This is a genomic window from Azospira sp. MPR-LB4, assembly GCF_058809525.1.
Genome location: NZ_CM179521.1, coordinates 2169995 through 2192823, shown reverse-complemented (window position 1 = coordinate 2192823; position 22829 = coordinate 2169995). Strand labels below are relative to the sequence as shown.

Sequence of the window (22829 nt, the reverse complement as noted above, 5' to 3'; positions counted from 1 at the left end):
GAATGGCCTGCCCCATTCCCCCAATACCGCCCCGACGCCGGGCATTTCCCTGGAGCCCGAGATGCAGCCAGCCCTTCTGCGTGCCGCTTCCCGCCTGCTCTGCTGCGGCCTGCTGCTGGCGGCGACCGGCGGTGCCCGGGCCTTCAGTTTTTCCGAGGAGGAGAAGCAGGACGCTGCCGAGGACGAGGGGCGCCGCGGTCGCATCGCCCAGAATCTGGCCGCTCCCTGCAAGGCGGCGTTGCGCAACCAGGGCATCCTGGTGGCCCTGGCCGACCAGACGGCCGATGGCTATCAGTTGCAGGGCAGCAAATACGGCCGCCACGCCGCCGTAATCAACCAGAAGCTGAAGGCTCTTGGCCTGAAGACCTACACCGCCGAGGAGCAGCGGGCCCGCATTGCCCAGGCCGAAATGGAGGCCTACTTCCGCAACGACCCGGACGCGGCATTGGCCGCCTCCAGCAAGCTGGGTGCTGCCTTCGTGCTCAAGGGCGGGGTTTCCACCCGCACCGCCTACAACCCGGTGGTGCGTCTGCCCGAGGTCTATGTCACCATGCATTTCACCCTGGCGGCGGCGGACGGCCGCACCATCTCCACCGCCACGGCCAAGGCCGAATCCTATTCCGGCAGCGACACCGCCGGCATGGTCCTGGAGCTGGTCAATGAGCAGGCCGAAGAGGTGGTGGCCAAGCTCTACAACGATTACTGCCGGGCTGCCGGCAAACCAAAAAAATAAACCTACGGAGTCTTCCATGCGTCAGCAAATCGCCCCCATTGCCCTGGCCCTGGCTTTTGCCGGTTCGGCCTTCGCCCAGCCGGTTTTCGAGAGCCCGTCGCCTACCGCCGGCAGCGACACCTCCAAGCAGGCCAACGAAATGGCCGACAAGGCCATGTACAAGCCGGTGGAGTACGCCAATGCGGCGAAGAAGGGCCCGGCCCTGGTGGTCATCCCGGGGGAGGTGAAGTCCAACAACGCCTCCTTCACCCAGAAGTACGGCCCCAACAACATCGCCGACTACGCCGAACTGGAACTGGGCAAGGCCAACTTCAAGATCCTCGAACGCTCCGACATGGGGCCCCTGCTCAACGAGTTCACCCTGGCCTACACCATGGGCGACCCCAGCGCCGCCCGCAAGCTGCTGCAGAAGGGCAAGTTCAAGACCACCAAGTACGTGGTCAAGTTCGACATCCTCAAGGCCGAGCAGGTGGCCCAGGCCCAGCAGGGCTTCGACGGCCGTGCCGTGGGCAAGCTGCTGGGCGTCTTCGGCGCCTTCTCCGGCTCCATGGGCGGGGCCCAGGCCGGTGCCGTCGGCGAGACGGTGGTCGGTTCGGTGCAGACCCAGGAAAACACCGGGGTGTGGATCATCGGCATGCGCTACAAGATCATCGACGCCAACACCACCGAACAGGTGGCCACCGGCTATACCGAAGAGAAGATGGAGCTGGGAGCCAAGGGCTCGTCGGTGATGGGCGTTTCCTCCGGCGCCTCCGGCGGCCTCACCCTGGACAGCATGGTGCAGCGCCTGGTGCAGAAGAACGTCTGGGAAATCGACAGCAAGTACAAATAACCTGCCGCCGGGAGAGCCGCTATGGCCGAGGCTATGCCGCCCAGACTGGGCAAGTACGAGGTCCGCCGAGAGTTGGGGCGGGGGGCCATGGGGGTGGTCTATGAGGGCTTCGACCCGGGCATTGCCCGGCGGGTGGCCCTCAAGACCGTGCGCCGGGACCAGCTGGAGAAGGACGAGGCCCAGGAGCTGCTGAGCCGTTTCCAGCGCGAGGCCCAGGCCGCCGGGCGGCTCAACCATCCCAACATCGTCGCCATCTACGAGTATGGCGAGGACGGGGGCACCGCCTTCATCGCCATGGAGTATGTGGAAGGGCGGGAGCTGAAGGACTATTTCGACAAGTCCGAACGCTTTTCCCTCAGCGAGATCGCCCGCCTCATGGGCGAGCTGCTCTCCGCCCTGGACCACGCCCACGGCAACGGCATCGTGCACCGGGACATCAAGCCGGCCAACATTTTCATCCTGCACAACGGCCAGGCCAAGGTGGGGGATTTCGGCATCGCCCGCATCGAATCCTCCAACCTGACCCAGGCCGGCTCCGTCCTCGGCACTCCGGCCTACATGTCGCCGGAGCAGTTCATGGGGCAGACGGTGGACGGCCGTTCCGACCTGTTCTCCGCCGGTGTATTGCTCTACCAGTTTCTCACCGGGGAAAAGCCCTTCACCGGCCAGCTCACCACCATCATGCACAAGGTGTTGAAGGAGGACCCCATCGCCCCTTCCGAGCTCAACGTGCAGGTGCCGCGGCGTTTCGATGCGGTGGTGCGCAAGGCCCTGGCGAAGCGGCCGGAGCAGCGTTTCCAGAGCGCCCGGGAATTTGCCGCCGCCCTGCAGCAGGCCATGGCCGGCGGCCCCGAGGAGGAGGCGACCCTGGTGGCCGATGAGGTCACCCTGCTCTCTGCCGAGGCGGAGCGGACCCTGGTCTCCGGGGCGGCAGGGCCCGCCGCAGCCGGCGAAGCCACCCGGGTGGTGCCATCGCCAGCGGCCAGCAAGGACGCGCCTTCCAGCCATGGCATGGCCGGGACGTCCGTCCCGCCTGCCTCCCAGGCCGTTGCCAAATCCCGTCTGCCCTATGCCTTGGCGGCGGGGGCGGCGATCCTGGTGGCGGCCGGTGCCGGCTACCTGTACCTGGGCCGCGGCGGCGACGGATCGGGTTCCCCGGCAGCGTTGCCGACGGCTTCGGTAGCGGCGGCCGACAACGGCACCATCGTCATTTCCGCCGTGGGCGTGGCCGATCCCAGCGATTCCCGCCTGGCCGGCGATCCGGCCCTGCTGCAGGCCGCCCTGCGGGAGGATGCCCGTCGCCAGCTGGTGGAAAAGGCGGTGGCCCTCAACGTGCAGCCGGCCTCCCTCTCCCGCTACTACGATCTGCTGTCTGCCCGCCTGCTTTCCCGCAGCGGCGACTTCATCGAATCGGTGCTGCAGGAAGAGGCGCCACAGCAGGAGGCCGGCGGTCTGGCCACCCTGGGCACCCGGGCCGTGGTGCGGGTGCGGGAAGTGCAGAAATCCCTCAACCAGATGTCTGCCGAGGAGCGGGTGGATTTCATCCGCAACAACGGCGACCCGAAAATCTCCGTCACCATCAACACCCGGGGCGAAGCCGGCGACGCCGTGCGTTCCCCCATCGCCGAGAACATCCTCAAGGAGCGGGTCCAGTCCTTCGGCTTTCGCACCTGGGGCGATGCCGCCAAGGGCCAGCCGGGGGCCGATTTCGCCATCGTCGGCGAGGCCCGCTTCAAGAAGCTTTCCGCCACCCTGCAGGCTTCCGGCCTGACCATCGAGAAGTACGTCATCACCTCGTGGACGGTGAAGTGCATCGACCAGGCCAGCGGCGAGGAAATTTACTTCAACACCACCCTGCCCCAGAACGGCAGCTGGGCCACGGAAGAGGCGGCCCTGAAGGATGTGGGCCGGCTGGTGGGCGAGGAGTTCTCCAAGAGCTTCTTCCTGCAGCACTTCCGTTTCGCCGGCCAGAAGGTCCGCTTCCGCTTCGGCGCCCTGCCCGACAAGGCCCTGCTGCCCAGGTTGCAGCAGGAAATGAACGGCCTGCGGGCAGTGCTGGGCACCCGTCTCGACGGCGAGGTGGTGGAGGCGGAGCTGTCCGGCAGCCTGCCGGCCACGGCGGAGCTGGCCCAGGCCGCCGTCCTTGCGCCCCTCAACCGCAAGCTGGGCCAGCCCTGCTTCAGCGTGGTATCCACCGCCGGCAGCGAGGTGACGGTGGGCCTGGACAGCCGTTGCAGCAGCGCTGCCGGCCTGGCTCGCCTCAACGAGGCGCCGCCGGCCGCCCTCTACGAAGCCACGCCCGGGCGCCGGGCCGAAGTGGTGAAAAACCCGGCCCTGCTGAAGAAGCTGGAAATCTGAAGACGCTCCTGGGGACAGGCCCAAAAAAAAACGGCCGGCAGGCATGACGCCTCCGGCCGTTGGCTTTGGTTGGGGCCCGCTTACAGGTATTCGAACTGGGCCACTTCCATTTCGGTGCTGCCGCTGGCGGCGGTGTGGCCGAAGGCCACCAGGCCCTTGTTGCGCAGGACGATCTCCTCGCGCCGCAGGAACACTTCGGCCTCGCCTTCGAAGGCGACGAAGGTGCCGTTGGTGCTCTGGTCGATCAGCACGTACTTGTCGCGACGGCGTTCGATCTTGGCGTGGCTGCGGGAGGCCTTGCGGTCCTCGATGACCACGTCGTTCTCGCCGCCGCGGCCGAAGGTCAGGGTGGAGGTCTTGTCATCCAGCAGATAGGCCTTGCCGTGGTGCCGCACGCAGAGGCGGGTCACGGTGCGCAGGGGCTGGGTGGGGTCGATGCTGGGAGCCTTCATGGTCAGCTCCTCGGTCTCCTGCCACAGCACCTCGACGATCTGCATTTCCTCGGCCTTGCCCTTCACCGGCAGCCGGTCCACATCCCGGGTCGAGGCCCGCAGCAGCGGCGAGACGGTAGCCAGGCTCTGGGCGTTGGTGATGATCTGGCCGGCCTTGGCCAGACCGGCCATGCGGGCGGCGGTGTTCACCGTGTCGCCGAAGAGGTCGTTGTTCTCCTCGATGGTGGGGCCGAAATGGAAACCCACCCGGATGTTGAGCTTGACCCCGGAAACCGGCGGCAGGTCCAGGACCCGCTGCTGCATGTCCATGGCCGCCTGGAAGGCGGCGTCGGCGGTGGGGAAGGCCACCATCAGTTCGTCGCCGATGGTCTTGATGATGCGCCCCTGGTAACCCTCGACGGCCCGCTCCATGCGCTTGATGCAGCGATCGACGGCGTGCAGGGCTTCCGTGTCCCCCAGCTTCTCGTAGAGCCGGGTGCTGCCGGAAATGTCGGCAAACAGTACCGCCAGTTCTGATTCGGTACTACTCATGCCATTACCCCCCTGAATGACTGCGACAGCATGACTCCAACTACCTGAACTGCACGTATTATCTTCGTCATATTATTGATTTATGTTGATTTTCCCTGAACCGGCATCATAGCAAAGGGCTCAGGCCCCAGCCACTACGGGCAGCGGAAAATCGTCCCCGTCCAGGGGACCCCGGGGCGCCAGCATGGGGGGCAGCTCCGGCGGATCGAACAGGGTGTCGCCCTCGGCCGCCGGGGTCAGGCCGGCCTTGAGACCCTTGAAGTCGAACAGCTTGGTGTCCGCCAGGTGGGAGGGCACCACGTTCTGCAGGGCGCTGAAGACGGCCTCGGTGCGGCCGGGGAATTTCTGGTCCCACTCCTGCATCATCTCCCGGATTTTCTGCCGCTGCAGGTTGTCCTGGGAGCCGCAAAGGTTGCAGGGGATGATGGGGAATTCCATGCCCCGGGAGTAGCGGGCGATGTCGCTCTCGGCGCAGTAGGCCAGCGGACGGATGACCACGTGGGCGCCGTCGTCCGTGACCAGCTTGGGCGGCATGGCCTTCAGCTTGCCGCCGAAAATCAGGTTGAGGAACAGGGTATGCACCATGTCGTCCCGGTGGTGGCCGAGGGCGATCTTGTTGGCGCCCAGTTCCTTGGCGGTGCGGTAGATGATGCCGCGGCGCAGGCGGGAACAGAGGGAGCAGGTGGTCTTGCCCTCGGGAATCTTCTCCTTCACCACCGAGTAGGTGTCGGCCTCGATGATGCGGAAATCGACGCCGGTCTTCTCGAAGTAGGCCGGCAGCACCTCGGCCGGGAAGCCGGGCTGCTTCTGGTCCAGGTTCATGGCGATGAGGCGGAAGTTGATCGGCGCCTTGGCCTGGAGGATGCGCAGCAGGTGCAGCAGGGTATGGGAATCCTTGCCGCCGGAAACGCAGACCAGCACCGTGTCGCCTTCCTCAATCATGTTGTAGTCGGCGATGGCCTTGCCGGTTTCGCGCAGGAGCCATTTTTCAATGCGTTGCAGGGTGTTGGAGCGTTCCACGGGAGATTCCTGGTTACTTGATTACAGATGGGCCGTGCGGCCCCCGTCTACGTTGATCACCTGGCCGGTGATGTAAGGGCTGTCCACCAGCAGGAAGTGCACGGCCCGGGCGATGTCGGCCGGGCTGCCTTCCCGGCCCAGCAGGGTGTCGGCGACGATGGCCTGGCGGGCGGCGCTGTCGAAGTCGCTGCCCTCCGGCCACAGGATGGGGCCAGGCGCCACCGCATTGACCCGCACCACCGGTGCCAGCTCCGCCGCCAGGGCCCGGGTCAGGGTGAGCAGGGCGCCCTTGGCGGCGCAATACAGGGGATAGCCCACCAGGGGGCGCTCGGCATGGACGTCGGTGATGTTCACCACGGCGCCGCCGCTGGCCCGGAGATGGGGCGCCGCCGCCTGGGTGAGGAACAGGGGGGCCTTGAAGTTGCTGCCCACCAGGTCGTCCCAGGCCGCCTCGTCGATGCTGCCCAGGGGCGTGCGGAAAAAGCTGGAAGCGTTATTGACCAGACCGTCCAGGCGGCCGAATGCCGTCACCGACTGCTCCACCAGCCCGGGCAGGGCCGAGGTCTGCAGCAGGTCGGCCTGGATGCAGACGGCGGAACCGTCCCGCTGGGCGTTCAGCTCGGCCGCCAGGCTGCGGGCCTCGGCCGCCGCCGAGCGGTAATGCAGCACCAGACTGGCGCCGGCGGCATGCAGGCGCCGGGCGATGGCCGCACCGACCCGCTTGGCGCCGCCGGTCACCAGAATCGCCTTGCCCTGCAAGTTGCCGTTGCTGTCCATGGACTGCCCTGAACGGATTTGGAAGTTTGCGAATTTTAGCGGATTGGCCCATCATCCCGCCCTCTTTTCGCCCCTTTTTCTTCTTCTTTCATGGCCTTGCCCCTGCCCGACGCCGATGCCCTGGCTCACAGCCAGCGACTGACCGATGCCCTCGCCGCCGAAATCGCCGGCCGGGGCGGCTGGATCGACTTCGCCCGGTTCATGGAACTGGCGCTCTACGCGCCGGGGCTGGGCTATTACACGGCCGGGGCGCGCAAGTTCGGCGCCGACGGGGACTTCGTCACCGCCCCCGAACTGTCGCCCCTCTTCGCCCGCAGCCTGGCACCCCAGGCGGCCCAGATCATGGCGGCCAGCGGCCCCCGCATCATCGAGGCCGGGGCCGGTACCGGCCGCCTGGCGGCCGACCTGCTGCTGGCCCTGGAGGCCCTGGGCAGCCTGCCGGAAAGCTATGCCATCCTGGACCTGTCGCCTGACCTGCGCCAGCGCCAGGCGGCGACCCTGGAGCAGCGGGCGCCCCATCTGCTGGACCGGGTGCAATGGCTGGATCGCCTGCCGCAGCGCTTCTCCGGCCTGGTGCTGGGCAACGAGGTGCTCGACGCCATGCCCGTACATGCGGTGGCCTGGCGCGAGAGCGGCATTTTCGAGCGGGGCGTCGGCATCGGCCCCGCAGGCTTTGCCTGGGTCGAACGCCCCGCCACCGGCGAACTGCTGGCCAGGGCCCAGGCCCTGGCGGCCGAATGCACCATTCCGCCGGCCGGCTACATGAGCGAGATCGGCCTCGCGGCACCGGCCTGGGTGGCCTCCTGGGGGCCGATCCTGGAGCAAGGAGCCCTGCTGCTGCTGGACTACGGCTTTCCCCGGCAGGAGTTCTACCATCCCCAGCGGGGCGGCGGCACCCTGATGTGCCACTACCGCCACCATGCCCACCCGGACCCCTTCCATCTGCCGGGCCTGACCGACATCACCGCTCACGTGGATTTCACGGCAGCGGCCGAAGCCGGCTTCGTCGCAGGCCTGGAAGTGCTGGGCTATACCGCCCAGGGCCAGTTCCTCATGAATGCGGGCCTGCTGGACTGCCTGGCCAGTCTGGCCCCCGGCAGCAGCGAGTACTTCAAGGCCGCGGCCATGGTGCAGAAACTGGTGCAGCCCCATGAAATGGGCGAGCTGTTCAAGGTCATCGCCCTGGGCAAGGGCCTGGCCGAGCCCCTGCTCGGCTTCCAGCGCGGCGACCGCAGCCACACCCTGTAAGCGGCAGCGTTCCGACCCTTCATATTCCTGCAACGCGGAGGGTGTTTACTGACGGCCCCTAGATGTTTTCGGGAATGCCGTCATGCCCCTTGCCTTGCTCCCCGTCGCTGCCAGTCGCGCCCTCTTCCTGGGACTACTGTTTCTCTTTGCCCTGCTGCTTTCCGGTGCCGTCCAGGCTGCCGGGGCCAGCGACCTGGTGGCCGTGGGCCAGCTGCGGCTGCAGTCCCAGCGTGTGGCCAAGCTCTATCTGCAGGCCGGCCTGCAGATCCAGGCGGACAGCGCCCGCAATCAGTTGCAGAAAGCCACCCAGCAACTGGAGACGGCTCTTGCCGAACTGGCCCCCTACAGCCGCCAGAGCCGCATGGCGCCAACCCTGCAGCGCACCCAGGCCCTCTGGGTGGAGCTGCGGCAGGCCCTGAAGTCCCCCTACACCACGCCGGCCCTGCAGCGGGTGCTGGCGGTCAGCGACGACCTGATGCTGGCCAGCGGCAAGCTGAGCCTGCTGATCGAGGAGCAGAGCGAAGGCAATATGGGGCGCCTGCTGGATCTATCCCAGCGGCAGAACATGCTGGCCCAGCGGCTGGCACGACTGTATCTGATGGGCTACGCCGGTGACCGCAGCCAGGGGCGCCAGGTGGACGCGGAACAGGCCCGCCGTGAATTCAATACCGCCCTGGGCGAGCTGGCCGGGGCCCGGGAAAACACCGCCGCCGTGCGCAATGCCCTGGAACTGGCCCGTACCCAATGGCTATTCTTCGACCAGGCCCTGGTCGGCGGCGGCAGCGGTGCCGGTACGGACAGGCAGAGCCAGGCCCGCAACGTGGCTACCACCAGCGAGCGCATCGCCGAAGTGCTGGAGGAGGTCAGCCGTCAGTACGCCCAGGCCTACAACAGCACCCAGGTGGCGGTGGCGCCGGGGGGCGCCCGTCGCAACTGAGTTTGGCCGGGCAGCGCCTATTCCTGGGCGGCGTAGAAGGCGTTGAGATAGAGGGCGGGGTCGATACCCGGTTGCCGCGTCGGCACCGCCACCAGTTGCAGCTGGGGCTCCAGCCGGGGCGGCTCGGTCCAGTTGGCGTTCAGCACGTCTTCGTCGTAATGGGCGGTGAGGTCGTCGCTGCAGCGGCCCGTGCTCATGTCCATGATGGTCAGCATGTTGCTCTCCTTCACCGTGAGGGGGCGCCCGTCGCCCTGTAAGAGGTGTAACGGAGCGCGGTGGGAAAAGGTTGAGCCGTTCCGGGATTTTTTTGCTCCGGTATCAAGAAAGACGGATTTTGGTCGTAAAATGAAACAGTAATTCCACGAGGAGAACGCCATGGACGTCAATGGCATCGCCAGTCTGGCCACCAGTTTTTCGGAAACCCAGACCAGCAACCAGATTCAAACCGCAGTCCTGAAGAAGGCCCTGGATGCCCAGGCTTCCAGTGCGGCCCAGTTGATCCAGGCCCTGCCCCAGTCCACCGTCAATCTGCCCGACCATTTGGGCAAGAACGTGAACACCACGGCCTGAGCTGCCCGGCCCTGCCGTCGCAGATACCGAAACGCCCCGGCTTGCCGGGGCGTTTGTTTTTGGTGCCGCGGTTCAGAAACCCTGGCCTTGGAGCCAGGCCAGGAGCGACCTGGCCACCTTTTCCCAATCCTGTTCCAGCATCAGCCCGTGGCCCATGCCGGGGAAGATTTCCGGGGTGATGCCGTAGGTGTCCCCGGTCATCTTCACCTGGGCCGCCGGCACCAGGGCATCCAGTTCGGCGCCGATGATCTGCAGGGGCGGCAGCCGCATGCGCAGCAGCTGGGGCAGGTTGAACAGGGACATGTCCCAGATGGCCCGCTGGGACTCCTTCTGCATGTGGCCGTAGTAGCGCAGCAGCCGTTCCGGCTCCACGTCCTGGGCGAACAGGGCCTGCTCCAGCACATGGCTGGCCACCTGGCCGCCCCCCAGCAGGTGGTTGAGGTCCCCCAGCAGGTCCGGGCGGGAGAAGACCATCTGCAGGGAAGCCCCCACCAGGCCCTGGGGCGGCACCGAGCACATCAGCACGGCGCCCGGCACCTGGGCCTGCTCCAGGTACTTCTGCACCACGAAGCCGCCCATGGAGTGGCCGATCAGCACCGGCGCCTGTTCCAGTTCCGCCACCGCCCGGCGCACGTCCTCGACGTAATCCTGGATGCTCCACCAGTCGATGCTGTTGTGACCCCAGCTGCCGCCGTGGCCGCGCAGGGAAACGGCATGGGCGTCGTAGCCGGCGGCGGAGAAGAAGGGCAGGAAGTGCTCGTCCCAGCACCAGGCGCCGGCGAAGGCGCCATGGACGAAGAGCAGGGGCGTGGGCCGGGCCTTGGCCTTGCCTTGGGCCGGGCGGGAAATGACTTCGAGGACCTGGTCCTGGGCGCGGGTGTCCATCAGGCGGGCACCTCCATGCCGCGCCGCACGGCGGGCCGCTCACCCACCAGGGCCGCCCAGCGGGCCACCTGGGGATAGTCTGCCAGGTCGATGCCCTGCCATTCGTGGCGGCTGACCCAGGGGTAGATGGCCATGTCGGCGATGGAATAATCGCCGGCGACGTAGGTCTGGCGTTGCAGCTGACCCTCGAGAACGCCGTAGAGGCGGGCCGTTTCCGTGCGGAAGCGCTCGATGGCGTAGGGCACCGGAGCCGGGGCGAAGCGCAGGAAGTGGTGGGTCTGGCCGAAGATGGGGCCGATGCCGCCCATCTGGAACATCAGCCATTGCAGCACGGCATAGCGCTCCGGCCCGGCAGCGGGCAGGAAGCGGCCGCACTTTTCCGCCAGGTAGATGAGGATGGCGCCGGATTCGAACAGGCTCAGGGGCTGGCCGCCGGGGCTGTCCGGGTCCACGATGGCGGGGATCTTGTTGTTGGGGTTGATGGCCAGGAAGTCCGGGGCAAACTGCTGCTCCCGGGTGATGTCCACCGGCTGCACGGCGTAGGGCAGGCCGCACTCTTCGAGCATGATGGAGACCTTGCGGCCGTTGGGGGTGCCCCAGGTGTAGAGGGTGATCATGGCTTTCCTTGGTTCTGTGTCGCGGGGCCGGCTTCCCGTGGTTAAATCGGGGCCGCCGGATGTGGGCGCCAACCTTTCCTGTCTAGGTCTGCACAATGTTGAAATGGCTTCTGACCCTGAGCCTGGGGGTGATACTCCTGGGCCTGTTCCTGCCCCGCCAGCCGGGGTGGCGGCGGGGCCTGCCCGGGGATGTCAATCTGCGCCTGCGCGGCCGGGACTATTTCTTTCCCTTCGGCTCCACCCTGGTCTTTTCCGCCCTGCTGGCCCTGCTCAGCCGTTTTCTCTGAGGGCTGCCGCGACGGCGCCGGCCCGGGCCTGGTGGATGGCGTCGGGGATGCGGGAACGGTCGCCGGCGGCCTTGGCCACGGCCCCCGCATCGACGCTGCGGGCCGCCGCCAGGGCGGTGCGCAGGCGCGCCGGGCTGGCGTAGGGGCGCTCCTCCCAGTCCTTGCGGCCGTTGTAGTCGCAGGCGCAGGCGGCGAGCAGTTGCTCGAAACGCTCGGGGCGGCGGAAGGCGTCGGTCTTTTCCAATAGGGTGACCAGGGTCGCCGGCCGCATTTCCAGGCATTTGTGGATGTCGCCGTGGTAGCGGGCGGTGAGCAGGGCCAGGTCCCGGCATTCCACCGGCACCTTGAGGCGGGCGCACAGCGCCGCGCCCAGCTCCACGCTGCGGTGCTCGTGGCCGATGTGCCGGGGCAGGATGTCGGCCGGCGTGGTGCCCTTGCCCAGGTCGTGCAGCAGGGCGGCGAAGCGCACCGGCAGCGGCTCGCCGCGGCTGGCGGCGACGTCGATGACGCGCATGACGTGGTCGAAGGTGTCGATTTCCGGATGGTAGTCGGCCCGCTGGGGCACCCCGTCGAGCTTCTCCAGTTCGGGCAGGAGGCGGGCCAGGGCGCCGCAGTCCTTGAGCACGGCGAACATGCGCGAGGGCCGGGCCTCCATCAGGCCCTTGGACAGTTCCTGCCACACCCGTTCCGGCACCAGGGCGTCCACCTCACCGTTGGCCACCATTTCCCGCATCAGGGCCAGGGTTTCCGGGGCCACGGAAAAATCGGTGAAGCGGGCGGAGAAGCGGGCCAGGCGCAGGATGCGCACCGGGTCTTCGACAAAGGCCGGGCCCACATGGCGCAGCACCCGGGCGGCAATGTCCCGGACCCCGCCGTAGGGGTCGGTGAGGCTGCCGTCCTCACCTTCGGCGATGGCATTGATGGTCAGGTCCCGCCGCGCCAGGTCCTGTTCCAGGGTCACGTCCGGCGCCGCGTGGAAGGCGAAGCCGGCGTAGCCCCGGCCGGTCTTCCTTTCGGTGCGGGCCAGGGCGTATTCCTCATGGGTCTGGGGATGCAGGAAGACGGGAAAATCCTTGCCCACGGGCTTGAAGCCCTGGGCCAGCATGGTCTGGGGATCGGCGCCCACCACCACGTAGTCCCGGTCCTGCACCGGCAGGCCGAGCAGGCGGTCGCGCACGGCGCCGCCGACGACGTAGATCTGCATGGGCGGGGTCAGGCGCCCACCTCGGCCCGGGCGCCGGCAGCCCATTCCTGCATGGCCGGCAGGGCCAGCAGGGTGTCCCGGTAGGCGGCAGCCAGGGGCGGCAGTTCGACGCCGTAGGTGTGGAAGCGGAAGGCCACCGGAGCGTACATGGCATCGGCCACGGAAAAGTCGCCGAAGAGGAAGGGGCCGGCCGCGGCGAAGCGCTCCCGGCAGGAAGTCCAGAGGGCGGCGATGCGGGCGATGTCGGCCAGGACCTCCGGCGTCTGGCCTTCACCGGGGCGGCTGGCAGCCACCTCCATGCTCATCTGTTGGCGCAGGGCGGCAAAGCCGGAGTGCATCTCGGCGCTGACGCTGCGCGCCTCGGCCCGGGCCTTGGGGTCGGCGGGCCACAGGTCCACATGGTTCAGGGAGGCTTTTTCGGCCAGGTATTCGCAGATGGCGAGGGAATCCCACACCGTCAGGTCGCCGTCGATCAATGCCGGCACCTTGCCGGAGGGCGAGTGGGCCAGGATCTGGGCCTTGGTGTCCGCCTGGCGCAGGCGCACGGGGATTTCCCGGAAGGGCAGCCCGGCCTGCTTCAGCAGCAGCCAGGGCCGCAGGGACCAGGAGGAGAAGTTCTTGTTGCCGATGACCAGTTGCAGCATGGATTCTCCTCCCGGGCGGGGGGCAGGCGTTCAGCGGCCGGCCTGGCCCCGGAACGTGTTGAACTTGGCGTTGGGATCGGCGGCCAGGTAGGTGGGGGCCACGGATTCCAGGGAGGCGGGGCACCAGCGGGCCGGGGTCTTGGCGCCGGGGGTGGCCACATTGTCCACCTGCATGGAACGCAGGTTGTCCGGGGACATCAGGGGCTTGGGCGCCAGCCACAGCAGGCCGGCCTGCAGGTAGGCCCAGCCTTCGGAGAGCTTGAACAGGGGCCGCTCCTTGCCGATCACCTTGCCGGTGTACTGGATCAGTTCGCGCAGGCTGTACACGCCGGGGCCGCACAGTTCATAGGTCTGGCCGAAGGTGTCGCTGTCTTCCAGGCTGTCCACGAAGGCCTGGCCCACGTCGTCGATGCACACCGGCTGGAAGCGGGCGTCGGGGAAGCCGATGGGGAACACCGGGGCCAGCTTGAGCAGCTTGGCGAAGGTGTTGAGGAAGGAATCGCCGGCGCCGAAGATGACGGAGGGACGGAACACGGTCACGTCCAGCGGGCCCTGGGCGGCCAGCACGATGGCTTCGCCGTCGCCCTTGGAGCGCAGGTATTCGGAGGGGCCCTTGGTGTCGGCCTTGAGGGCGCTCATGTGCACCAGGCGCTTGACGCCGGCCTGCTGCATGGCGGCGACGACTTTCCGCGGCAGTTCCACATGGGCCTGGGCGAACTTGCGGCCATAGGGCATTTCGCTGTCGCCGTGGAGGATGCCCACCAGATTGATCACCGCGTCCTGGCCGCGCATCAGGGCGAGCAGGTCTTCTTCCTTGTTGATGTTGGCTTCCACCACATCGACCCCGGGCAGGGGCAGCAGGTGCTTGGCCCGTTCCCGACGGCGGGAGGGCACGGTGATGCGGATGCCTTCGCGGGCAGACAGCAGGTTGGCAATGTGGCTGCCGACAAAGCCGCTACCGCCCAGCAACAGAATGTTTTTGATCGCCATGATTATCTCTGGAGTGTCGCTTTATAGTCTTTGCGCCGCGCCGTTGCCGACGCGATGCTCCCCTCACCTCCCGGCAACGCTGGCGCCGCCGGGAAACCCCGGATTTTACGGCAAATCTTCCGGTTTTGGCTGGTTCTCGCCACCGCTGCCCTTGGGCAGCACCACCCCCAGCCGGCTTTTCAGGGACTGGGGCCGGCCGTTGTTGAAGAGGGATGCGTAGTAGACCGAGTTGCTCATCACCTTTTTCACGTAATCCCGGGTCTCGCTGAAGGGGATGGTCTCGGCGTAGATGGCCCCCTCGATGGGCTTGGCGTCCCGCCACTTCTGGGCCCGGCCGGGGCCCGCGTTGTAGGCGGCGGAGGCCAGCACCGGGTGGTTGTCCAGGCTTTCCATGACCATGCGCATGTAGGAGGTGCCGAGCAGCACGTTGGTGTCCGTATTGGTCACCTGGCCGTGGTCGTAGTCCTTGAGGCCGATCTTCTTCGCCACCCAGCGGGCCGTGGCCGGCATCAGCTGCATCAGGCCGGAGGCGCCGACGGAGGAGCGGGCGTTGGTGACGAAGCGGCTTTCCTGACGCATCAGGCCGTATACCCAGGCATCGTCCAGCTGCTGCTGGCGCGCCACGGGGCGCACCTGCTCGTCGAAGGGGGAGAGATAGCGCAGGCTGTAGTCGTGTTCGTTCTTGGTGCGGTCGGCGGCGGCGATGGCCCGGTCGTAGATGTTGTTGCGGCGGGCGATTTCGGCGGCGGCCAGCAGCTCCCGGTCGTCCATGCCGCGCAGGGCCCAGCTCCATTCCTTGGTGCCTTCGAAGCGCAGGTTGGCGCGGAACAGGGCCAGGGCCCGGCGCAGGGCCAGGTTGTCGCCGACCCGGGCCAGTTCCTCCCGGCTCAGGGGGCGGGCCTGGGGCGGCAGCTTGATGGGGCGGCCCAGCTCGTCGTCCGCCAGGTTGCCGTAGAAATTGGGCTGGCCGGCGATACGCTCGAACAGGGGCTGGGCCAGGTCGTTGCGGCCGGCGGCCTTGTAGGCCCGGCCCAGCCAGTAGGTCCAGCTGGGGTCGGCGGCCTGGGTCGGGCTCATGCCTTCGATGGCGTGGCGCACCAGGTGCCAGTCCTGGGCGCGCAGGGCGGCGCGCACCTTCCAGGCCTGGGCTTCGTCGGAGAGGGGCGTCAGGTCGCTGCCGCGGCGGTACCAGTCCAGGGCTTCCGGATAGTGGCGCTGGGCGCCCTGCCAGCCGATCTGGCCCCAGGCCCAGGCCCGGTCGGCGGGCGGCAGCTGGCTTTCCAGGGCATCCAGGCGCTGGGCGGCCATGGCCGGGTCGTTGCGGGCCACCCGCTGCAGCGCCAGCAGGGCCAGTTCCCGCTGCAGGCGCTGGCTAGTGCCGGAGAGCTTGACCAGGAAGGGCAGGGGCTTGTCCGTCACCTGGTCCCACAGCTTGCGCTCCGGGGTCTGGGCCACGGGCAGGTACTGGGCCGTGTTCCAGGCGGCGCCGAGCTTGTTGATTTCGAACTGGCGGCGGATGCGGGCCCAGACGTCGTCGGAATTGACCTTCTGGGCCGCCACCACGGCGTCCAGCACCGGGTTGCAGGGCTCGGGCACTTCCAGCAGGGTGCGGAACAGGGGCAGGGCGTCGTCCAGGGCCTTCGGGTCCTTGCGTGCCAGGCGGCTCTGCAGGCTGAGGCAGGCCAGGTCCTGGTCGGCCTGGGAAATCTTCGGGTACTCGGCCTCGAACTCGCTCCAGCGCTGCTGCTTGCCGAGCAGGCGCAGCCAGTCGCCGCGCAGCTTCTCGGCGATGTAGGTCTTGTCCTGGCGGGCGAGGAAATCGTTGAGGGCGGCGACGGTGTTGGCGTCGGCCTTCTCCAGCTGGGCGCGGATCTGGAAATACTCCACGTAGGGCGCCAGTTCGTGGTCCCGCAGCTCGGCGGCGAGGCGGTCGAGACGGTTCAGGTCGCCGGCGCGGAAGGCGTCCCGGGCGGCGACGAACTGTTCGTCGCTACCGGCGCGGGCCGGGGCGTTGAGGCCGAGACAGAGGCCGAGCAGGGCGGAGCACAGGGTGAGGCGAAGGGCGAAGCGGGGGCGGGCTGGGGAAGGCGACATCGTGGTGTGATAATCTGGTTCGGCGTCTGCAGGGCAGGCGCTTGAGGCAAGGGGCTGGCGGGAAAAAATGCCGTCACGGCAGAGCCACTGGCAGCCCTTTGAGCATAGCACAGGCCGGGGCCCTGCCCGGCCTCCGCAGCGAGCCAATTTCATCTTTCCCCATGACCGCCATTCCCTTCACCCCGCCGCCCGCCCCCGAGAACCGCAACGTCCTGCGCCAGCGCCTCATTGCCGCCCGCCGCGGCCTTTCTGCCGAGGCCGTGGCCCTGCTTTCCGAGGCCATCTGCGGCCACCTCATGGCCGGTTTCCCCGAACTGGAGGGCAAGGTGGTGGGTTTCTGCTGGCCGGTGCAGAACGAGCCGGACCTGCGTCCCCTGCTGCTGGAGTGGCAGTCCCGGGGCGGCCGCTCGGCCCTGCCGGTGGTGACGGTACCCAATGCGCCCCTGGCCTTCCGCGAGTGGCGGGAGGCGACGCCCCTGGCGCCGGACCGCTACGGCATCCCGACGCCCACCGAGGGTCCCTGGCTGGTGCCCCAGGTGCTGCTGCTGCCGGTGAACGGGGTGGACCGGCTGGGCTACCGCCTGGGCTACGGCGGTGGCTTTTTCGACCGCACCCTGGCCAGCCTGGACCCCCGGCCCCTGGCCATCGGCGTCGGCTACGAACTGGCCAGGGTGGCCGACATCGGCCCGGAACCCCACGACGAGCCCCTGGACGCCCTGGTGACGGAAGCCGGCATCACCCGCTTCCGGCCCTGAGTCGTCGGCGTCGGCCACTGCCGGGAGAGGCAGGCGGGATGGGCGTCTTGAGATGGTGTGCCCAGTGAGCGGCTTGCAATCGGCCTCTCCCGGCAGGGGGGCGGAAGAATGCCGTCTTTCCTGCCTTCCCGGGTAGGCGCAAAGGAGCGCTGCCTGCCGCCCTAGGCCAGGCTTTGGCGCAGAGCCGCCAGGTAGCGCAGGCCGGCGATGGCCCGGCTGCCGTACCAGGAGATCATTTCCCCATCCACCGTCAGCACCGGGGTGCCGCTTGCGGCCGGGTCGGCGGCCAGTTCAAGGGCGTCCTTGTCGCGGAAAGGATAGGGCTCGCTCGGCAGCAGGATGCGCCCGGCCTGGCGGGCCAGGGCCAGGTCCACTTCCGGATAACGTTCGGCGGCGTCGGCGGGCAGGCTGTCCCAGCCGGCGGCGGCCAGCATGCGGGAGATGTAGGTGTCCCGGCTGACACTCATCCAGGGCTTTTTCCAGATCAGGTAGAGCACCGTCTCCCGGGGCAGGCCGGCTACGGCGTCCGCCAGTTCGGCCCGGGCCGCGGCGTAGTCGGCGCAGAGCCGCTCCGCCTCCGCTTCCTTGCCGAAGAGATGGCCCAGCAGGCGGTACAGGGCCGGATTGTCGTCCGGGCCCAGGGGATGGGTGACGACGATGTGGGGCACGAAAGCCTCCAGGGCCGCCACTTCCTCGCGCCGGTTTTCATCCACATTGACGATGACGTGGGTGGGGGCCAGGGCGCGGATTTTCTCCACGGAGAAACCCTTGGTGCCGCCCACCTTGGGCACGGCCTGCAGGGCCTGCCGCGGATGCACGCAGAAGCCGGTGCGCCCCACCAGCTGCGGGCCCAGGCCCAGGTCCCACAGCAGTTCGGTGATGGAGGGCACCAGGGACACCAGGCGCAGTTCGCCCTGATCGGCGGACCAGGCGGGGTGCGGCTTGCCGAGGGCGTCGGGCCATTGCATCATCGGGCATCCATGAACGTGAAGGAGCAGCGATGCTAGCGCAAAAAATTGCCGTGGTGACGGGTGCCGCCCGGGGCCTGGGCCTGGCCGTGGCCGGCCTGCTGGCCGAGCAGGGTTGCCGGGTGGTGCTGGTGGGGCGGCGGGAGGGTCCGCTGCAGGCGGCCTGTGCCGAACTGGCGGGACGCGGCCTGGCGGTGGCAGCCCTGGTGGCCGACGTCACCCGGGGCGAGGACGTGGCCCGGCTGGCCGCCTTCCTGGAGCGGGAATACGGCGGCGTGGACATCCTGGTGAATAACGCCGGGGTCTTTCTCGAACCCCACGATTTTGCCGACCCGGCCAGCGGCAGCCTGCTGCGGGTCGATCCGGCGCTGGTGGCGGCGACCCTGGAGGCCAACACCCTGGCGCCCCTGCGCCTGATGCAGGCCCTGGTGCCCCTGATGCGGCGGCGGGGCTGGGGGCGCATCGTCAATGTCTCCTCCGGCATGGGCCAGCTGTCCACCATGGGCGGCGCCTGGCCCGGCTACCGGGCCTCGAAGACGGCCCTCAACGCCCTCACCCGCATCCTGGCGGCGGAACTGGCCGCGGAAGGGGCGGCGATCAAGGTCAATGCGGTGTGTCCCGGCTGGTGCCGCACCGAGATGGGCGGCAGCGACGCCCAGCGCAGCGCCGAGGAGGGCGCCCGCAGCATCCTGTGGGCCGCTACCCTGCCCGACGACGGGCCCAGCGGCGGCTTCTTCCGGGACGGCCAGCCCCTGGACTGGTAAGGCTCAGCGCCGGGGCGGGGCGCCCGCCGGGGCTTGCTGCTCCCGGGGCGTCGGCTCCGGCGTGGCGTCCAGCTGGGCCTTGATGCGCGCCGTGATCTCGGCGGCGGGCATGGCGTAGGGGAACTTGGCGACAAAGCCACTATCCGGCCCCAGCAGGTACATGCCGGCGGAGTGGTCCATCCAGTACTGGTCCGAGCCCGGCTCCTGGACCTTCTCGTAGCGCGCCTTGAAGTTGTCGGCGACGCCCCGCACCAGGGCCGGCGAACCGGTAAGACCGAGGATGCGCGGGTTGAAGAAGGCGACGTAGTTGCCCAGGACCTTGGGCGTGTCCCGCTGCGGGTCCACGCTGATGAAAATGGGCTGCACCCGCTTGCCCGCCTCTCCCAGCTGTTCCAGGATGGCCGCCATTTCGGCCAGGGTGGTGGGGCAGACGTCGGGGCAGGAGGTGTAGCCGAAGGTGATCAGCTGGAACTGGCCGCCGAAGTCCTGGTTGGTGACCACGTTGCCGTACTGGGTCTGCAGCAGGTAGCGGGGCTGCACGCCGACGGCGATGTCGTCGCCGCTGGCGGCCAGATGGCGGGCCGGGTTGAGGGGCTTGGCCGGGGCCTGGGCGGCGGCCGGCAGGGCAAGTGCGGCGCCCAGGGCCAGCAGGGCGAGCTTGAGACGGGCGTACTTCATGGTCAGCGGGCCACGGCGTCGGCAGAGGCCGGCGGCAATTGCTCAGCCAGGGCTTCGGCCTTGCGGGCCAGTTCCGGGGCGGCGGGGCAGGTGCCCCCCTGGCGCGAGCGCTCCAGGAAAGCATTCTGGGTGGCCCCTTCGAAAGCCTCGCCGTACTGGCGGGTCTTGGGGGCGCGCTGGATCACCAGCCCCTTGATCCGTGCCACCACCTCCTTCTGGCCGCAGGCCAGGGCGGTGCCGTTGAGGCGGCCCAGCTCGGTGAGGGCCTGCAGTACCGATTCGGGCGACAAATCCGCCGCCCGGGCGGGTTGGGCGGCCAACAGCGAGAGGGGCAGCAGGAGCAGGGCAAGACGGCGCATAGGGTCCTCGGAAGCAGGGAGAATGGGCGGATGATAGCCCGGCCCGGGGCCGCCTGATTTGATATAGGCCGGATTTGTTACCGCCCCGGACCCCGCGGCGGCGGCGGGGCCTGTGGGATAATCCGCCCCATGTCTGCTCCCAACCTGCCTGCCGGCGCCCCCGAACTGGTCGCCGCCATCGAGGCGGCCCTGGCCGCCCGTCCCGAGGAACGCATCCTGCGCCTCAGCCACGAGGGCCAGTCCCTGGTGGTGAAGCGCGCCTCCGACCAGACCCGGGCCCCCTGGGTCACCTGGATCGCCGCCCGCATCGCCGGCAGCCTTTCGCCCCAGCCCCTGCCGCGGCAGTCCCTGGCCCTGTCGGACCAGGGCGGCCTGATCCGCATCGAAGCCCGCCGCCTGCGCAGCCTCCACGCCGCCGGGGTGAAAGTGCCCCGGGTGCTGGCGGAAGGGGCCGGCTGGCTGGCCCTGGAGGCGGTGGGCGACACCCTGGAACACGCCCGCACGGACCGTCCGCGGCAAGAATGGGATGACCTGCTGCTGCGGGCCATGGACGACCTGGCGGCCTTCCACCGGGCCGGCCACTGGCACGGCGGCAGCCAGGTGAAGAACCTGATGCTGTGGCAGGGCGAGATTTACCGCATCGATTTCGAGGAAGACATCGGCGAGCACCTGCCCCTGGCCGTGGCCCAGACCCTGGACCTGGTGCTGCTGGTCAATTCCTGCCTGCTCCTCGACGACCGGGGCGAGGCCGCCTGGCAGGCCATGGGCGAGGCCCTGTTGGAGCGCTACTTCGCCGCCCACCCGGCGGCCGACATCCGCCGCTGCCTGCGGCGGGCCATGCTGTGGCTGCGCGCCATCACCTTCCTGGCCCGGCCCTGGCGCCACAAACGGGGCCGCAGCCTGCGCCGGGTATTCCTGCTGCGCCGTTGCCTGGAGCGGGTGCTGACCTAGTCCAGCAGGCCCCGGGGCTTGCGCGGGGCCTGGGTGAACAGGCGGTCGTAGAGCCAGTTGGGCAGGAGCCGCAGGACCTTCGCCACCACCCCCATCTGCCAGGGAATGACCGTGTAGCTGGTGCCCTTCGCCACCGCCCGGGCGAAGCGCCGCGCCGCTTCCGCTGCCGGCAGCAGGAAGGGCATGGGATAGGGGTTGATGGCGGTCATGGGGGTTTCGATATAGCCCGGGGCGATGGTCACCACCTTGATGCCCTTGGGCGCCATTTCCAGGCGCAGGGATTCCAGATAGGCGATGGCGGCGGCCTTGGAGGCCGAATAGGCTTCGGCCCCCGGCAGGCCCCGGATGCCGGCGACGGAGGCGATGCCCACCAGGCGCCTGTCGCCGCCGGCGGCGGCCATGGGGCCGATGAAGGGGACGAAGGTGGCGGCCATGCCGTAGACGTTGGTGTCCATCACCTTGCGGAAGGCCGCCAGGTCTTCCGGGCATTCGCTGAGGGTGCCGACGGAGACGCCGGCGTTGGCGATGACGATGTCCGGGGCGCCGTGGCGGGCCGTGAAGTCGGCCGCGGCGGCGGCCAGGGCAGGGGCGTCGCTCACATCCAGGGCATAGGCGGCGTGGTGACCGGGCAGGTCGGCCAGGAGGTCCGTCAGTGCTTGTTGCCGGCGGGCTGCCAGGCCAAGGGTGGCGCCCTGTTCGGCGTAGTGGCGGGCCAGGGCGGCGCCGATGCCGCTGGAGGCGCCGGTGATGAAGACCTTGAGGGATGCCATGAATGTTCCGCAGGTGGATGTGAAATCGCCCGGAGGGCGGGGCCGTCCGGGCGATGGCGTGGGTCTGCCGGCGGGGCTTACTTCTTCTTGCCGGCCCGCTCGGCGCGGATTTTCTCGATCAGCAGGTCGGCGTTGCGCAGCACGTCCTTGAAGGCTTCGCCCTTGACCACGTAGCGGCCGTCCACCACCACCATGGGCACGCCGTCCACCTTGTAGGCCCGGGCGATCTGCTCGGCCCGGCTCATCTTGCTGTTCACGCCGAAGGAGGCAAAGGCCTCGGCGAACTTCTTGCCGTCGGCGCCCTGCTTGCCCACCCATTCCTCGGCGGTGCGGGGGTCGAACAGATTGACGCGCTGTTCGTGGATGGCCTTGAACACGGCTTCGTCCAGCTTGGCCAGGTCGCCGGTGGTTTCCAGGGCGTAGTACAGCTTGGCCACGTTGGTCCAGGCGGGGCGGCCGAAGGTGATGGGCACCTTCTTGAAGGCCACGTCCGGGCCCAGGCGGGAGGCCCAGGCGTGGATCAGGGGGTTGAAGTCGGCGCAGTGGGGGCAGCCGTAGGAGAAGAACTCGATCACTTCGATCTTGCTGCCGCTGTCGGTGGCGATGGGCGGGTTGATCGCCTGGAACTGGGGCTGCTGCTGGGCAACGGCCGGCTGCAGGGCGGCGGCGGCCAGCAGGGCCAGGGGCGCCAGCCAGCGGCGCAGGCGGGAATACAGGGAAGCGGAGGTCTGGGTCATGGGGGTTTCCTTCAGTCCTTGTTCTTGACGATATTGGCTTCGACGCCGGCCTTGGCCAGCTCGGCGCGCACCTTGTTCACTTCATCGATCTTGGTGTACGGCCCCAGGCGCACCCGGTACCACACCTTGTCGCCCACCATCACTTGCTGCACGGTGGCTTCCACCCCCAACATGGCCAGACTGGCCTTCTGATTGTCCGCGTCGCCCGGCTTCTGGAAGGAGCCGGCCTGGAGGAACACGGGTTCCTTGGCGGCGGCGCCGTCCTTGGCCTCCTTCCCGTCCTTGCCATCCTTGGCCGTCTTGGCGTCGGGCTTGGCTTCCGGGGCGGGAACGGCGTCGGCGTTGCCGGGCAGAATCTTGTAGAAGTCGAAACGGGGCTTTTCCGGCACCGGGTCGCCGGGCTTGCCGGGCAGGGCCGCCGGGGCGGGGGGCTGGGCCGGGGCGGCCTTGTCTGCCGCCTTCTCGCCCGGCTTGGGCAGGGCCTCCGGCGGCATGGGGGCGCCGTTCTGGGTCTTGTTCACAAAGGGCATCGGCGCCTTGTTGATGTACCAGGCGACGCCCAGGGCCGCCACCACCCCCAGGATGAGGCCGATAAAGATGCCGATCAGGGTGCCGCCGCCGGATTTCTTCTTGGCGGGGGCCTTGCGGGGTTTCATGTCACGACTCAT

The 22829-nt window shown here is 68.5% G+C and carries 26 protein-coding genes; 10 read left to right on the top strand and 16 right to left on the bottom strand.

What is annotated here, in order from left to right; translation table 11 throughout:
- Positions 1-61: 61 nt before the first annotated feature.
- The 3 genes from AC3QLZ_RS10375 to AC3QLZ_RS10365 are packed head-to-tail and all read left to right on the top strand — an operon-like array spanning position 62 to position 3923.
- Positions 62-733, top strand: a complete 672-nt coding sequence (locus AC3QLZ_RS10375; RefSeq protein ID WP_014235809.1) for a hypothetical protein — start codon at positions 62-64, stop codon at positions 731-733.
- 16 nt (positions 734-749) lie between these two features.
- Positions 750-1565, top strand: a complete 816-nt coding sequence (locus AC3QLZ_RS10370) for a hypothetical protein (protein WP_014235808.1) — start codon at positions 750-752, stop codon at positions 1563-1565.
- A gap of 21 nt (positions 1566-1586) precedes the next feature.
- Positions 1587-3923: a serine/threonine-protein kinase gene (locus tag AC3QLZ_RS10365; protein WP_014235807.1), complete on the top strand. Its 2337-nt coding sequence runs from the start codon at positions 1587-1589 to the stop codon at positions 3921-3923.
- 80 nt (positions 3924-4003) lie between these two features.
- Here AC3QLZ_RS10365 and AC3QLZ_RS10360 read toward each other — a convergent pair whose 3' ends face one another.
- The 3 genes from AC3QLZ_RS10360 to AC3QLZ_RS10350 all read right to left on the bottom strand — a co-directional run bounded on the left by AC3QLZ_RS10360 (position 4004) and on the right by AC3QLZ_RS10350 (position 6703).
- Complete coding sequence (locus AC3QLZ_RS10360; protein WP_014235806.1) at positions 4004-4906, bottom strand: adenylate/guanylate cyclase domain-containing protein; 903 nt, start codon at positions 4904-4906, stop codon at positions 4004-4006.
- A gap of 120 nt (positions 4907-5026) precedes the next feature.
- Positions 5027-5926 carry a tRNA 2-thiocytidine(32) synthetase TtcA gene (gene ttcA, locus AC3QLZ_RS10355; protein ID WP_014235805.1) on the bottom strand — a complete coding sequence of 300 codons (900 nt, stop codon included), beginning with the start codon at positions 5924-5926 and terminating at the stop codon, positions 5027-5029.
- Between the two features lie 21 nt (positions 5927-5947).
- Complete coding sequence (locus AC3QLZ_RS10350) at positions 5948-6703, bottom strand: pteridine reductase (protein ID WP_014235804.1); 756 nt, start codon at positions 6701-6703, stop codon at positions 5948-5950.
- 90 nt (positions 6704-6793) lie between these two features.
- On the opposite strand from AC3QLZ_RS10350, the gene AC3QLZ_RS10345 reads away from it, so the two are divergent.
- Positions 6794-7951 (top strand): class I SAM-dependent methyltransferase, encoded by a 1158-nt coding sequence (locus tag AC3QLZ_RS10345; RefSeq protein ID WP_014235803.1) that lies wholly within the window; start codon positions 6794-6796, stop codon positions 7949-7951.
- Between the two features lie 82 nt (positions 7952-8033).
- A complete protein-coding gene (locus AC3QLZ_RS10340; protein WP_014235802.1) occupies positions 8034-8888 on the top strand; it encodes a type IV pili methyl-accepting chemotaxis transducer N-terminal domain-containing protein in 855 nt (284 codons plus the stop codon).
- A gap of 17 nt (positions 8889-8905) precedes the next feature.
- On the opposite strand, the gene AC3QLZ_RS10335 is transcribed toward AC3QLZ_RS10340, so the two are convergent.
- Positions 8906-9103: a hypothetical protein gene (locus AC3QLZ_RS10335; RefSeq protein WP_014235801.1), complete on the bottom strand. Its 198-nt coding sequence runs from the start codon at positions 9101-9103 to the stop codon at positions 8906-8908.
- Positions 9104-9263: 160 nt separating this feature from the next.
- Between AC3QLZ_RS10335 and AC3QLZ_RS10330 the strand changes: the two genes are divergently transcribed.
- The gene (locus AC3QLZ_RS10330; protein WP_014235800.1) at positions 9264-9458 is read left to right on the top strand and encodes a YjfB family protein; all 195 of its coding nucleotides are present in this window, start codon (positions 9264-9266) and stop codon (positions 9456-9458) included.
- Between the two features lie 72 nt (positions 9459-9530).
- On the opposite strand, the gene AC3QLZ_RS10325 is transcribed toward AC3QLZ_RS10330, so the two are convergent.
- Together AC3QLZ_RS10325 and AC3QLZ_RS10320 are read right to left on the bottom strand one after the other, a co-directional pair.
- The gene (locus tag AC3QLZ_RS10325) at positions 9531-10343 is read right to left on the bottom strand and encodes an alpha/beta hydrolase (RefSeq protein WP_014235799.1); all 813 of its coding nucleotides are present in this window, start codon (positions 10341-10343) and stop codon (positions 9531-9533) included.
- Entirely contained in the window at positions 10343-10960 is a 618-nt protein-coding gene (locus tag AC3QLZ_RS10320) for a glutathione S-transferase family protein (RefSeq protein WP_014235798.1), read from the bottom strand. The genes AC3QLZ_RS10325 and AC3QLZ_RS10320 overlap by 1 nt, the downstream gene beginning before the upstream one ends.
- Positions 10961-11055: 95 nt before the next feature.
- Here AC3QLZ_RS10320 and AC3QLZ_RS10315 point away from each other — a divergent pair, with 95 nt between their 5' ends.
- Positions 11056-11247: a DUF2905 domain-containing protein gene (locus AC3QLZ_RS10315; protein WP_014235797.1), complete on the top strand. Its 192-nt coding sequence runs from the start codon at positions 11056-11058 to the stop codon at positions 11245-11247.
- Here the strand turns inward: AC3QLZ_RS10315 and AC3QLZ_RS10310 are convergent.
- From AC3QLZ_RS10310 to AC3QLZ_RS10295, 4 genes are all read right to left on the bottom strand, one after another.
- Complete coding sequence (locus AC3QLZ_RS10310; RefSeq protein ID WP_014235796.1) at positions 11231-12451, bottom strand: multifunctional CCA addition/repair protein; 1221 nt, start codon at positions 12449-12451, stop codon at positions 11231-11233. The two genes, AC3QLZ_RS10315 and AC3QLZ_RS10310, sit on opposite strands and share 17 nt — an antisense overlap.
- Before the next feature lie 8 nt (positions 12452-12459).
- Positions 12460-13092 carry a glutathione S-transferase family protein gene (locus AC3QLZ_RS10305; protein WP_083834008.1) on the bottom strand — a complete coding sequence of 211 codons (633 nt, stop codon included), beginning with the start codon at positions 13090-13092 and terminating at the stop codon, positions 12460-12462.
- Between the two features lie 33 nt (positions 13093-13125).
- A complete protein-coding gene (locus tag AC3QLZ_RS10300) occupies positions 13126-14085 on the bottom strand; it encodes a complex I NDUFA9 subunit family protein (RefSeq protein ID WP_014235794.1) in 960 nt (319 codons plus the stop codon).
- Between the two features lie 105 nt (positions 14086-14190).
- Positions 14191-16179, bottom strand: a complete 1989-nt coding sequence (locus AC3QLZ_RS10295) for a lytic transglycosylase domain-containing protein (RefSeq protein WP_014235793.1) — start codon at positions 16177-16179, stop codon at positions 14191-14193.
- A gap of 161 nt (positions 16180-16340) precedes the next feature.
- Between AC3QLZ_RS10295 and AC3QLZ_RS10290 the strand changes: the two genes are divergently transcribed.
- Entirely contained in the window at positions 16341-16934 is a 594-nt protein-coding gene (locus AC3QLZ_RS10290; RefSeq protein ID WP_014235792.1) for a 5-formyltetrahydrofolate cyclo-ligase, read from the top strand.
- Between the two features lie 161 nt (positions 16935-17095).
- Here the strand turns inward: AC3QLZ_RS10290 and AC3QLZ_RS10285 are convergent, their stop codons facing one another.
- Positions 17096-17905, bottom strand: a complete 810-nt coding sequence (locus tag AC3QLZ_RS10285; protein ID WP_014235791.1) for a helical backbone metal receptor — start codon at positions 17903-17905, stop codon at positions 17096-17098.
- A 29-nt stretch (positions 17906-17934) separates the two neighbouring features.
- Between AC3QLZ_RS10285 and AC3QLZ_RS10280 the strand changes: the two genes are divergently transcribed.
- Positions 17935-18666, top strand: a complete 732-nt coding sequence (locus AC3QLZ_RS10280; RefSeq protein ID WP_014235790.1) for an SDR family NAD(P)-dependent oxidoreductase — start codon at positions 17935-17937, stop codon at positions 18664-18666.
- A gap of 3 nt (positions 18667-18669) precedes the next feature.
- On the opposite strand, the gene AC3QLZ_RS10275 is transcribed toward AC3QLZ_RS10280, so the two are convergent.
- Positions 18670-19344, bottom strand: a complete 675-nt coding sequence (locus AC3QLZ_RS10275) for an SCO family protein (protein ID WP_014235789.1) — start codon at positions 19342-19344, stop codon at positions 18670-18672.
- A gap of 2 nt (positions 19345-19346) precedes the next feature.
- Positions 19347-19703 carry a hypothetical protein gene (locus tag AC3QLZ_RS10270; protein ID WP_014235788.1) on the bottom strand — a complete coding sequence of 119 codons (357 nt, stop codon included), beginning with the start codon at positions 19701-19703 and terminating at the stop codon, positions 19347-19349.
- A gap of 129 nt (positions 19704-19832) precedes the next feature.
- Between AC3QLZ_RS10270 and AC3QLZ_RS10265 the strand changes: the two genes are divergently transcribed.
- Positions 19833-20654, top strand: a complete 822-nt coding sequence (locus tag AC3QLZ_RS10265) for a BUD32 family EKC/KEOPS complex subunit (RefSeq protein ID WP_014235787.1) — start codon at positions 19833-19835, stop codon at positions 20652-20654.
- Here AC3QLZ_RS10265 and AC3QLZ_RS10260 read toward each other — a convergent pair.
- The 3 genes from AC3QLZ_RS10260 to AC3QLZ_RS10250 all read right to left on the bottom strand — a co-directional run bounded on the left by AC3QLZ_RS10260 (position 20651) and on the right by AC3QLZ_RS10250 (position 22817).
- Positions 20651-21424: an SDR family oxidoreductase gene (locus AC3QLZ_RS10260; RefSeq protein WP_014235786.1), complete on the bottom strand. Its 774-nt coding sequence runs from the start codon at positions 21422-21424 to the stop codon at positions 20651-20653. The two genes, AC3QLZ_RS10265 and AC3QLZ_RS10260, sit on opposite strands and share 4 nt — an antisense overlap.
- A gap of 77 nt (positions 21425-21501) precedes the next feature.
- Positions 21502-22161 (bottom strand): thiol:disulfide interchange protein DsbA/DsbL, encoded by a 660-nt coding sequence (locus AC3QLZ_RS10255; protein ID WP_014235785.1) that lies wholly within the window; start codon positions 22159-22161, stop codon positions 21502-21504.
- An 11-nt stretch (positions 22162-22172) separates the two neighbouring features.
- Entirely contained in the window at positions 22173-22817 is a 645-nt protein-coding gene (locus tag AC3QLZ_RS10250) for an SPOR domain-containing protein (RefSeq protein WP_238526326.1), read from the bottom strand.
- Positions 22818-22829: the final 12 nt, after the last annotated feature.